Annotated in this window: 8 protein-coding genes and 1 tRNA gene; 5 read left to right on the top strand and 4 right to left on the bottom strand. The window is 62.2% G+C overall.

Annotated features, from left to right (window positions below):
* Positions 1 to 77, bottom strand: a tRNA-Arg gene (locus tag A9762_RS14405).
* Positions 78 to 485: 408 nt separating this feature from the next.
* Here A9762_RS14405 and A9762_RS14400 point away from each other — a divergent pair.
* Positions 486 to 2138, top strand: a complete 1653-nt coding sequence (locus A9762_RS14400; protein WP_069342690.1) for an AMP-binding protein — start codon at positions 486 to 488, stop codon at positions 2136 to 2138.
* A gap of 307 nt (positions 2139 to 2445) precedes the next feature.
* Here the strand turns inward: A9762_RS14400 and tcdA are convergent, their stop codons facing one another.
* Positions 2446 to 3282 carry a tRNA cyclic N6-threonylcarbamoyladenosine(37) synthase TcdA gene (tcdA, locus tag A9762_RS14395; RefSeq protein ID WP_069342700.1) on the bottom strand — a complete coding sequence of 279 codons (837 nt, stop codon included), beginning with the start codon at positions 3280 to 3282 and terminating at the stop codon, positions 2446 to 2448.
* A gap of 40 nt (positions 3283 to 3322) precedes the next feature.
* On the opposite strand from tcdA, the gene A9762_RS14390 reads away from it, so the two are divergent.
* From A9762_RS14390 to A9762_RS14375, 4 genes are all read left to right on the top strand, one after another.
* Positions 3323 to 5371 carry an AsmA family protein gene (locus A9762_RS14390; protein WP_240493565.1) on the top strand — a complete coding sequence of 683 codons (2049 nt, stop codon included), beginning with the start codon at positions 3323 to 3325 and terminating at the stop codon, positions 5369 to 5371.
* 352 nt (positions 5372 to 5723) lie between these two features.
* The gene (pdxH, locus tag A9762_RS14385; protein ID WP_069342689.1) at positions 5724 to 6371 is read left to right on the top strand and encodes a pyridoxamine 5'-phosphate oxidase; all 648 of its coding nucleotides are present in this window, start codon (positions 5724 to 5726) and stop codon (positions 6369 to 6371) included.
* A gap of 115 nt (positions 6372 to 6486) precedes the next feature.
* Positions 6487 to 7698, top strand: coding sequence for a cyclopropane-fatty-acyl-phospholipid synthase family protein (locus A9762_RS14380; protein ID WP_069342688.1), 1212 nt, complete (start codon positions 6487 to 6489; stop codon positions 7696 to 7698).
* Positions 7695 to 8849 (top strand): DUF72 domain-containing protein, encoded by a 1155-nt coding sequence (locus tag A9762_RS14375; RefSeq protein ID WP_069342687.1) that lies wholly within the window; start codon positions 7695 to 7697, stop codon positions 8847 to 8849. Before A9762_RS14380 ends, A9762_RS14375 begins: the two co-directional genes overlap by 4 nt.
* A 109-nt stretch (positions 8850 to 8958) precedes the next feature.
* On the opposite strand, the gene fabV is transcribed toward A9762_RS14375, so the two are convergent.
* Together fabV and A9762_RS14365 are read right to left on the bottom strand one after the other, a co-directional pair.
* Positions 8959 to 10152: an enoyl-ACP reductase FabV gene (gene fabV / locus A9762_RS14370; protein WP_069342686.1), complete on the bottom strand. Its 1194-nt coding sequence runs from the start codon at positions 10150 to 10152 to the stop codon at positions 8959 to 8961.
* A gap of 167 nt (positions 10153 to 10319) precedes the next feature.
* Positions 10320 to 11858: an MFS transporter gene (locus tag A9762_RS14365; RefSeq protein ID WP_069342699.1), complete on the bottom strand. Its 1539-nt coding sequence runs from the start codon at positions 11856 to 11858 to the stop codon at positions 10320 to 10322.
* Positions 11859 to 11935 lie beyond the last annotated feature (77 nt).

The following is an 11935-nucleotide window of genomic DNA, read 5'->3' as shown; positions in this document are numbered from 1 at the left end:
TGGCGCGGCTGGCAGGATTCGAACCCACGACCCCTTGGTTCGTAGCCAAGTACTCTATCCAACTGAGCTACAGCCGCGCTGTGAGAACAGAATTATGTAAGAAACCAGTCTGCCACGCAAGTGTTTTTTGCAATTCTTTTGTCATATCCCCGATTTGCCCGCCGCATCCCGCATTCCATGCGGGATTAGCGCGGAATCGCCCTCAATGGCAAGCCTTTGCCGCTAGAACAATTACTCCACGCAAACCCGCATCAAATCAGGGCTTTCCATGTGCTCGCCCCGGAAACGGCACGGTATGCTACGGCTTTTTGCAACGCATCGAATGGCGCACCCGCTGCGCAGGCGAGACAGTATCGGGCAAGGAGACGCCCCGCTCGCACCCCCACACGACATGCGATGAAACGACGCATCGGTCCGCCCGTACTTTGCCTGGTACTTCCCCCGGCGGCCACGATGCGATAAAAACCAAATTCAAGGAGGCGCTCATGGAAAAAGTCTGGCTCAAGAGCTATCCGCCCGGCGTGCCGGCCGAGATCGACGTCAACACCTATCGTTCGCTGAACGACCTGTTCCTGCAAAGCTGCCAGAAGTTCGCGAATCGTCCGTCGTTCACCAATCTCGGTGTCACGCTGACGTTCGCCGACCTAGAACGCAAGTCGCGTGATTTCGCCGCCTATCTGCAAAGCCTGCCCGGCTTACAACGCGGTTCGCGTGTGGCCATCATGTCACCGAACCTCCTGCAATATCCGGTAGCTGTCTTCGGCATCCTGCGTGCGGGAATGGTCGTCGTAAACGTCAATCCGCTTTATACGGCGGGGGAACTCGAACATCAGCTCAAGGATGCGGACTGCGCTGCGATTCTCGTCATCGAGAACTTCGCCGCCACGCTGCAAAAGGCGCTGCCGAATACGCCGGTCAAGCACGTCATCACCACCGCCATCGGCGACCTCGTGCCGGCGCCCAAGCGCTGGATCGTGAACTACGTCGTGCGTCACGTGAAGAAGATGGTGCCCGAGTGGAACATTCCTCATGCCGTGCCGTTCCGCACCGCCATGGCGCAGGGGGCACGCGCCAAGTTGCAGGAAGCGCAGCTCGGTCATGACGACATCGCGTTCCTGCAATACACCGGCGGCACGACCGGTGTGGCCAAGGGCGCGATGCTCACGCATCACAACATGATCGCCAACATGCTGCAGGCACGCGCGTGGATCGGCTCCGGTCTGGAAGAAGGCAAGGAGATCATCGTCACCGCTCTGCCGCTGTATCACATCTTCTGTCTGACGGCGAACTGTCTGGTCTTCCTCCAGCTCGGTGCGCTCAATCTGCTCATCACCAACCCGCGCGATATGCCGGGCTTCGTGAAGGAACTGGGCAAGTGGAAATTCACGTTCATGACCGGCGTGAATACCCTCTTCAACGGCTTGCTCAATACGCCGGGCTTCGATCAGCTCGACTTCAGCGAACTGAAGTGCGCGCTTGGCGGCGGGGCCGCCGTGCAGCGCGCCGTCGCCGAGCGCTGGCAGAAGGTCACGGGGCATCCGCTGATCGAGGCTTATGGGCTCACCGAGACGTCGCCTGCCGTGTGTATCAACCCGCTCGGCAGCGAGTTCAACGGGTCGATCGGTCTGCCGATCTCGTCGACGGAAGTCAGCATTCGCAACGATGCCAACGAGGCGCTCGACTTCGGCCAGGAAGGCGAAATCTGCGTGCGTGGCCCGCAGGTCATGAAGGGCTACTGGAATCGCCCCGATGAGACCGCCAAGACCATTACCCCGGACGGCTGGCTGCGCACCGGCGACATCGGCACGATGGATGACAAGGGGTATGTCCGCATCACCGATCGCAAGAAGGACATGATCATCGTCTCGGGCTTCAACGTCTATCCGAACGAAGTCGAGAGCGTGCTGGCGATGTGCCCGGGCGTGCTGGAGTCGGCAGTGGTCGGTGTACCGAGCGAGCGCACCGGCGAAGCGGTCAAGGCCGTGATCGTCAAGAAGTCGGCGGATCTGAGCGAGAAGGCCATCATCGACTTCTGCCGTCAGCATCTGACGAACTACAAGGTGCCGCACGTCATCGAGTTCCGCACCGAATTGCCGAAGACGCCGGTCGGCAAGGTACTGCGTCGCGAACTGCGCTGACGATAGGCAGATAGGCGGGTCTCACGCGCGCTGAGACTTTTGCATCGATGCGTTGTTTTGTTTGTTTGCGTTGTTTCGTTATGCACAACGAATTAACGTCGCATCGATGCTGTGAGGCGGCATACATATCGGCCGGGGGCGGTTCATTCGCCCCCGGCCGATTTCTTTTACGTATCGAGAGACCTATCGAGAGGTCTCGTGTCCTTCCCCGCAGCCCAACCCCGCTCGTTTCGTAACTTTTGGTTACAGACGCGAAGCGTGAGGCTTGGGAAAATCTCGGGCACGTCAGTGCCCTCGCGCGCGCCGTTCAGCGTCCGACCTTCGTGACTTGCTTCAGAACGTGAGCAGCGGCTGCCATGCCGAATGTCGCTGTGACACACATGCTCGACCCGAAGCCGGCACAGTTAAGGCCCTGCGGCCCCACAGCAGCATCGGGCGATTCGTCCGGTGCGCACACGGCGTCCGGATACTGCAACGGCTCGTCAGAGTACACGGCGGGCACGTTGAACTTGGCTTTCGGGCCGCGGACAAAACCGTGTTGCTTGCGTAATTGCGCACGCACTTTCGCAAGCAGCGGGTCCTGAATCGTGCGGGCGAGATCGTCGATGCGGATTCGTGTCGGATCGATCTGACCGCCGGCGCCGCCCACGGTGATCAGACGCTGCTTATGCGCCACACACCACGCGATGAGCGCCGTCTTCACCCGCACGCTGTCGATGGCATCGATCACCCAATCGAAGCCACCGCCCAACATGGCGTCGAGATTTTCGAGTTCTACGAAGTCCTCGACGAGCGTAAGCTGGCAAGCAGGATTGATGGCCACGATGCGTTCGGCCATCGCGGCGACTTTCGGTTTTCCGTAGTTGCCATCGAGTGCATGCACCTGACGATTGGTATTGCTTTCGGCGACGTTATCGAGATCGATGAGCGTGAGTCGACCCACGGCGCTACGCGCCAGCGCTTCGGCCACCCACGAGCCGACACCGCCGATACCGATGACGGCCACGTGAGCGTCGCGCAGACGCGCAAGGCCGTCGTCACCGTACAAACGCGCGAGGCCGCCGAAACGGCGATTCGCGTCAAAATCCACCTCCGATGGCGTAGCAGGCACCGGAGCAACAACGATCGACGGGGTACTGTTCATGATGCGATGGGTAGCGTCCTTGAAATGGCTGGCGATCACGATGGTCGCCATCGTGCTGGCATTCGCGGCGTTCATCACGTGGTTTGACTGGAACTACGCCCGGCCCTTCATTAACCGGGAGGTGAGCACCGCGACCGGGCGCCCCTTCGAAATCCGGGGCGACCTCTCGCTGCACTGGCTGGCGCCGAACGCACAGGCCCCGGGTCTGGGGCGCTGGCTGCCGAGGCCTCGCCTGATCGCGAATGATATCGTGTTAGGCAACGTCGCGTGGAGTCAGGAGCCGAACATGATCTCGGTCGGCCGCCTCACGTTCTCGCTCGAATGGCTGCCGCTACTCGAAAAGCACGTGGTGCTGCCCGAAGTCGCGCTGTCCGCCCCGAAGGTCATCGTCGAACAACAGGCCGACGGTCAGAACAACTGGACCTTCGCGAAGGGCGACGGCAAGCCCTCGCCGTGGAAGCTCCGCATCGGCCGCCTGATTCTCGAAGACGGTGTGATACGCGCCAACCTCGTGCCGCAGCAGCTCGACCTGACGGCTAACATCGCCACCATCGACGGTCAGGCACCCTACGGCATCGGCGTCTCTCTGAAGGGCACCTTCCGAAAGGTCGCCGTCACCGGCAAGGCGCGCGGCGGGGATGTGCTTTCACTCGAAGACACCGGCGAGCCATATCCGCTCGACGCCAGCGTGCGCATCGGCCGCACCTTGATCGCCGCGAAAGGCACGTTCACGAATCCGGCCACGCTCTCGGCGCTCGACATGCATCTGAAGCTGGCGGGGCCGACGATGGCCGATCTGTATCCGATCACCGGCGTACTGTTGCCGGAAACGCCCTCCTACGAAACCAACGGCCATTTGCTGCACACGGCCGGCGTGTGGCGCTACGAGCGCTTCCAGGGCAAGGTCGGACAGAGCGATCTGTCCGGCACGCTCGTGTTCCGTCAGCGCGAGCCGCGCAACATCCTGCAAGGCGCGGTCGTCTCCAATCAGTTACGGCTGGTCGATCTCGGCCCGGCGATCGGCGGACAGAACCCGTCCGGCGGCAGCGATCTGTCGGGCAAGCCCAAAGCGCCGCCGTCCGACAAGGTGCTGCCGGTCGACCCGTTCAAGACCGATCGCTGGCGCGCCATCGATGCCGACGTGCAATTCACGGGCCGCAAGATCATCAAGGACAAGAGCCTGCCGATCGACAACCTCGTGACGCACCTTGTGCTGGACGACGGCGTGCTCTCGCTGCGTCCGCTGGAGTTCGGCGTGGCGGGCGGTCGCATCACGTCGACGCTCGTGCTCAACGGGCAGGCCGAACCGATGAAGGTGGACTCGCAGGTGTCGCTGCGGCATCTGAAGATGAAGCAGTTGTTGCCCGACGTCGACCTGATGAAGACGAGCGTGGGCGAAGTCAACGGCGACGCGGCCCTCACCGCGACCGGCAACTCCATTGCAGCGCTGGCCGGCTCGTCGAACGGCGAGATCAAGACGCTGATCGACCGTGGCTCGATGAGCAAGTTGTTGCTGCAATACATGGGGCTCAACGTGGGCAACATCGTGCTGACCAAGCTCTTCGGCGACAAGCAGATCGAGATGCGTTGCGCGGCGGCCGACTTCGCCGTGCGCGACGGTGTCATGGACGCCCGTACGTTCGTGATCGACACGGACGATACGAGCATTGGCGTCACCGGTCAGGTCGATCTCAAGCGCGAGCACTTCAATCTGACGATCCGTCCGGAACCGAAGCACTTCGGTCTGCTGTCGCTGCGCTCGCCGCTGTACGTGCGCGGCACGTTCAAGCATCCGGACGTCGGCGTCAATGTACCGACGCTCGTCGCGCGCGCAGGCGGCGCGATTGCGCTGGGCGTGCTCGCGCCGTACACGGCGCTGATCCCGTTGCTCGAACTCGGCCCCGGCAAGGACAGCCCGTGCGGCGAACTGCTCACCAAGCTGCAACATCCGCCCAGCCGCAATCCGGCAAACGTCAAAGCCGTGCCGGGTGCCGACGGCGCCGCCAAGGCCAACAAGACGAACAACAAGACGCGCACGAACCAACCGGCCACCGCCTCCGGTATCGACGCCGGACGCGACAAGCCTTGATCCGGCCCGCCCGCCGCTGCTCACGCGGACCTCGGATCGGGCGGCGGTGCCGCGATCGAGCCAGCGCGTCATCGGTGACATGCAATATGCCATCCGATGCGCGAAGCAATGCCCATGCCAACGGGATGGATTTGCCGCCGTCGTCGCGAACGATTTTCGGGACATCTGCGGCGACCCGGCTCAATTACTTCACTCATTAAATATCAAGCACATAGCGCGAGACGCCCATTCCACGGGGCATTCGGAGGGTTGATATTCAGGCGACGCGACAAATCGTCACGTGCACACATTTGCCGACTCTTCGCTATACTGTGTCGCAACCCCCAACCGCCATAGACCGGCTACGATCGTCGTGACACAGACGCTTTCTCTCGCGGACCTGCGCAAGAACTACGCCCTCAGTTCTCTCTCCGAGACCGATGTGGCGTCCAGCCCGTTCGACCAATTCCGACTCTGGTTTGAGCAAGCGCTCGCGGCCCAACTGGCCGAACCGAACGCCATGACGCTCGCCACCGTGACGCCGGATGGCCGCCCGGATGCGCGCATCGTGCTGATCAAGGGTGTCGACGAACGCGGCTTCACGTTCTTCACGAACTACGAGTCGCGCAAGGGGCAGGAATTGGCGGCGACGCCGTACGGCTGTCTGCTGTTTCACTGGATCGAGCTCGAGCGTCAGGTGCGCATCGAGGGACGTGTCGAGAAGGTGAGTGCAGAAGAAAGCGACGCGTACTATCACTCGCGCCCGGTGGGCTCCCGTCTGGGTGCCTGGGCCTCGGTGCAAAGCGCCGAAGTGGCCGACAGAACCATCATCGAGCAACGCGAAGCGGATTTCCGGCGCCAGTTCGGCGACGCCCCGCCGCGCCCGCCGCACTGGGGTGGTTACCGGGTCGTGCCGGAGACCATCGAGTTCTGGCAAGGCCGCGTATCGCGCCTGCACGATCGCATCAAATTTTTCCGGCTTGCCGATGGAACGTGGCGCGTGGCGCGCCTGTCTCCCTGAACGTTGTTGTGTCGGCTACGCCGACGCGGTACGCCTGCCCGCCCGTTTGACGAGGAGACGTCACCGTGCCGACGGTACGGATTGAAGTTTTTTTGGTGACACTTGGAGCACATCCATGTTGTGGGAGAAAAAACTCGAAAACTGGGTAAGCGGCGTCAAGACATCTTCGAATCTGCCCATCCGCCTCGCGCTTTGGAACGGACAGCAATACGATTTCGGTGCCTTCGACAATCCCAGCGTAACGTTGCGCATCAATGGCCCTGCGGCCATGACGCGTCTACTGAGTCCCAGCCTCGACAATCTCGGCGAGGCCTATGTGAAGGGTGAAATCGACGTCGAGGGCAGGCTGACCGACGTCATCGACATGAGCTATGCGCTCGCCGGTAGCAGTCTCACGACTATCGGCCCGCTGGAGCGTGCCGTACGTCACTTCAATCACAGCAAGAAGTCCGACAAACGCTCGATCGAGTTTCACTACGACGTGTCGAACGAGTTCTACCAGCTCTGGCTGGACAAGAACATGGTCTATTCGTGTGCCTACTTCGAAAATGGCGACGAAGATCTCGACACGGCGCAAGAGAAGAAGATCGATCACATCCTCACCAAGATCCAGCTTCAGCCGGGGCAGACACTGCTCGATATCGGCTGCGGATGGGGCGCGCTGGTGATTCGTGCGGCGCAGAAGTTCGGTGCGAAGTGTATCGGTGTGACGCTCTCGCAGAACCAGTTCGATCTGGCGACCGAACGCGTGAAGAAGCTCGGTCTGGAAGATCAGATCGAAATCCGCATTCAGGATTACCGCGACGTGGAAGGTCAGTTCGACCGCATCACGAGCGTGGGCATGTTCGAACACGTCGGGCGCAAGAATCTCAAAGACTACTTCGCGAAGATTTCGTCGTTGCTCAAAGACGACGGCGTCGCCATGAACCACGGCATCACGTCGACCGATCCGGATAGCGGCGAGACGGCGATGGGCGGCGGCGAATTCATCGACAAGTACGTCTTCCCGAACGGTGAACTGCCGCACATCAGCCTGGCGCTGGAAACGATGCAGCGTGGCGGGCTGGAGGCGAGCGACGTGGAAAGCCTGCGTCGTCACTATGCGCGTACACTCACGCTCTGGTCGGAACGCTTCGAAGCTAACGCCCCGCGCCTGCGTGAGCTGGCCGGCGAAGAGCGCTTCCGGGTCTGGCGTGTGTATCTTGCCGGTTGCGCGTATGCGTTCGAGCACGATCACGTGTCGATCTATCAAATCGTTTGCCGCAAGGCTGGGCAATCGGCCAGGAATCTGCCCTGGTCGCGCCGTTACATGTACGAAAACCGATGAGCCAGTTCGATCTGTTCGGCGCGCCGCCTGAGGATCTTTCGCCAGGCAAGCGCGCCGGGCAGGTCGACGACCATCGTGCGGCATCGCCCGATGCCGCCGACAGCACCGAATCCCCTCGCCGCCGTGGCGGCGTCGGTGCTGCCGACAGTCCCCCCGCCATGCACACACTGGGCGAGCACTTGCCCGGGAGCATCCGCCTCGGCACGTCCTCATGGTCGTTCCCCGGCTGGAAAGGCATTGTCTGGGACGATGATTACAGCGATACCAAACTCTCACGTCAGGGACTCACGGCGTACGCCCGTCACCCTGTGCTGCGTTGCGTCGGCATCGACCGGTCGTTCTACAAACCGATGTCGATCATGGAGTATCAGAAGTACGCCGAGCAGGTGCCGAAGGACTTCCGCTTTCTCGTCAAGGCGCCGAGCGTTGTCACGGATGCCGTCGTTCGGGGCGACAAGGGCGAAGGCCTGAGTGCCAATCCCTGCTTTCTCGACGCACGCATCGCCAACGAACAGTTCGTGGCGCCCTGCCTCGCCGGACTCGGCCCCAAGGCTGGCGTGCTGGTGTTTCAGGTGTCGCCGTTGCCGGTCGAACTCCTGCGCGACGTGCCCGCACTGATTCAACGCATCGAAGCGTTCTTCGCCGCCCTGCCACCGCTGCCCGAAGGCGAGATCACGCCTGACGGCACGCCGTCACCGGGGCCGTGTTACGCACTGGAGATTCGTGACGGCGCGTTGCTGACCCCACGCCTCATGCGCGCGCTGGGACAGCTAGGCGTGCGCTACTGCATCGGCCTGCACGCGCGCATGCCGCATGTTGAGCGTCAGGCCGCCGCCCTCGCCCTGCTCGACGAGATGAACGCCGGCCCGCTGGTGGTCCGGTGGAATCTGAACAGCGCACACAAGTACGAACAGGCGAAAGCGAAATACGCACCATTCGACAAGATCGTCGATCCCGATCCGACAACGCGCGACGTGCTGGCGGCACTCGCCACGCACTATGCGCTCGCGGGGCAGCCCGTCTATGTGATCGTCAACAACAAGGCGGAAGGTTCGTCTCCGCTGTCATGTCAGGCGCTGGCCGAGCGGATCTTCGAGATGTCGCAGGCATCGCGACCGTCCGAATCGTCCGAAGACGCGCCCGAAGCCTGACGTCACTCCCGACGCCGGAATCCCTCCCCAAAAACGACAATGGCCCGAGCCGGCAATCATGCCGGACTCAGGCCATCGCTCGCTAATGCGGCAAACAACGACGTAAAACTTAGGCGACGAGGTGCGGAATCGCGACGTCCGGGTTCACATCAGCCTCGTAATCGACGCCTTCGATCTCGAAACCGAACAGACGCAGGAATTCGTGCTTGTAGCCCGCGAAGTCCGTCAGTTCGTACAGGTTCTCGTTCGTCACCTTGTCCCACAGCGCCGACACTTCGCCCTGCACATCCGCTGCGAGTTCCTTCTGGTCAGTGCGCACACGGCCTTCTTCGTCGAGCAACGGCGATGCGCTGTACAGGCTGTCCTTGTACAGGCCATAGATCTGCTCGATGCAACCCTCGTGGGTGCCCTTGGCCTTCATGACCTTGAACAGCAGGGAGAGGTAGAGCGGCATCATCGGAATGGCCGAGCTGGCCTGCGTGACCAATGCCTTGAGCACGGCAACGCGTGCATCGCCACCGGTCGCGCCCAGCTTGGCGCGAATGCCCAGCACCTTCTCGTCCAGATCCTTCTTGGCCGCGCCAATGGAACCGTTCCAATAGATGTCGTGCGTGATCTTCTCGCCGAGATACGTGAACGCGGTCGTCTTGGCGCCCGGGGCGAGCACGCCGGCTTCAGCCAGCGCATCGATCCACATCTGCCAGTCTTCACCGCCCATGACGGCCACCGTGTTCTCGATTTCTTCCTGCGTGGCAGGCTCGAACACCGATTCCTTCACGACTTCCTTGTCCGTGTCAATGCCGCGCAGCGTCACCGACTTGCCAACCGGCTTGAGCACCGAGTTGAACACCTGACCGGTTTCCGGATGCGTGCGGCGCGGCGCAGCCAGGCTGTACACGACCAGATCGACCTGACCGAGATCGCTCTTGATCGTCTCGATGGTCTTGGCCTTGATTTCGCTGGAGAAAGCGTCGCCGTTGATGCTCTTCGCGTACAGACCCTTTTCCGTGGCGAACTTGTCGAAGGCGGCCGTGTTGTACCAGCCCGGCGTGGCCGGTTTAGTATCGGTACCCGGGCGCTCGAAGAACACGCCGAGCGTGGCGGCGTCGCTGCCGAAGGCGGACGTAATACGTGCAGCGAGACCGTAGCCGGTCGATGCACCGATCACGAGCACCTTCTTCGGGCCGTTCGCGATCGGGCCTTGCGCCTTCACGTATTCGATCTGTTGCTTGACGTTGGCTTCGCAGCCGACGGGATGGGTGGTGACGCAGATGAAGCCGCGCACGCGTGGCTTGATGATCATGGAAACCTCATTCACAAAATTCGGTGATGCCGGCTCACCCGGCAAACACCGCGCATTGTAAACGAGGTCGGGCCCGGCCCGGCATTTCACGGCCGTTTTGCCCTGCTAGCGGCCGATTTTGCGCCATCCGGCAATGCCGCGTCGGACATCGCCGGGCGGCATTCGGATTATTCCGGTGCTGCAACGACGGTGCGGTCGACGCGCTTGGGAAACTGAATCTGCCGGATGCGACGCACGAGCAATGCCGCAACGATCGCGGCAAGCCCGGTCAGCAGCACCCCGGCGTGAACGGCGCTCACAAGCGTCTGGCGTGCGGTTTCGACCAGCGGTGCGCCATCGATGCCCATCGCGCGCAAATCCGTGAGCAGGTCCGTGCGCAGCGCCGGGTCGATCAGGATGCGCGGATCGAGTGCGCGGGCTACCGCATGCGCCGCGAGTGTGCCGTCATAGGCCGACACCGCACCGGCAACACCTCGGGCGTACCAGTGATTGACCAGCGTGCCCACGATGGTGGTGCCCAGCATGCCGCCGACCATACGCGTCGATTGCAGCAATGCGGTGGTGATGCCGAAGCGCTCGCGTCCGGCGATTTCCTGCCCGAACACGTTCATGTTGTTCAGGATGAAACCGATGCCGATACCGGCGCAGGCCATGGCCATCGCGAGCAGCCCGTGCGGCGTGTCGCTATGCGACAGCCCGACGCCGGCCGAGGCGACCGCCAGCAGACAGAAACCGATCACCAGCATGTTCGTGGGACGCGCCAGACGCACGACAACGGGTGTGTTGATGAAGCTGCCCAGCGCGATACATGCAGCAATCGGCGTGGCAATCAGTCCGGCCGCCTGCGGGCTCAGACCGAAGCCGCCTTGCAGCAACAGCGGCGCGAAGAAGATCAGGGAGTACATCACGAAGCCGATCAGGACCGACAGCGTGAACAGCACCACGAGTTGCGGGTGACGGAACATGTCCAGCGGCACGATCGGATGCGTGGCGCTGCGCTCAGTGCGCAGCAATGCCCAGAAACCGACGGCGACCGCCACGATCAGCGCGAGATTGCCGAGCGACGCACCGTGCGACGGCACGTTCTCGATGAAGACCTGAAAACCGCCGAGCACGACGGCGATCCACAACGCGCCGCGCCAGTCGACGCGAACGTCGCCCTTGTGCGCGGGCGGGAATTTCGGCAAATAGCGCCAGACAAAATAGAGCGCCGCCAGACCGACCGGCAGATTGACGAAGAACGTCGAACGCCAGCCGAAGTGTTCCGAGAGCAGACCGCCCAACGACGGGCCGGCGGCGGTGCCGATACCGTACGCCGTCGTGATCACGACCTGCCAGCGCACGCGCGAGCGGGCATCCGGAAAAAGGTCGGGCACCGACGCGAAAGCCGTACCGACCATCATGCCCCCACCGATGCCTTGCAAACCTCGCGCGAAGACGAGGAACGGCATGTTGGGTGCCAGACCGCACAGCAGCGAGGCGAAAGTAAATGTCAGGACCGATGCGATCACGAAACGGCGACGGCCGAAGTAATCGCCAAGACGTCCGAACACCGGCACGGTCACGACGGAGGCCAGCAAATAAATGCTCGCGATCCAGGCGTAATACTCGAAACCTTTGAGTTCGGCGACGATGGAAGGCAGGGCGGTACTGACGACGGTCTGGTCGAGGGCGACCAGCATATTGACGAGCGCGATGCCGATCATGGCCATCAACGCATCGCGGAAAGGCAGGGGGCGCACGGCGGACTACCTGAAGACTTCATGAAGGAGAGCGGTCATTT

The sequence above is a fragment of the Pandoraea sp. ISTKB genome (genome assembly GCF_001721285.1).
Taxonomy (GTDB): domain Bacteria; phylum Pseudomonadota; class Gammaproteobacteria; order Burkholderiales; family Burkholderiaceae; genus Pandoraea; species Pandoraea capi.
The sequence above is the reverse complement of the archived record's forward strand: the minus strand, read 5'-3'. Positions and strand labels throughout refer to the sequence as shown.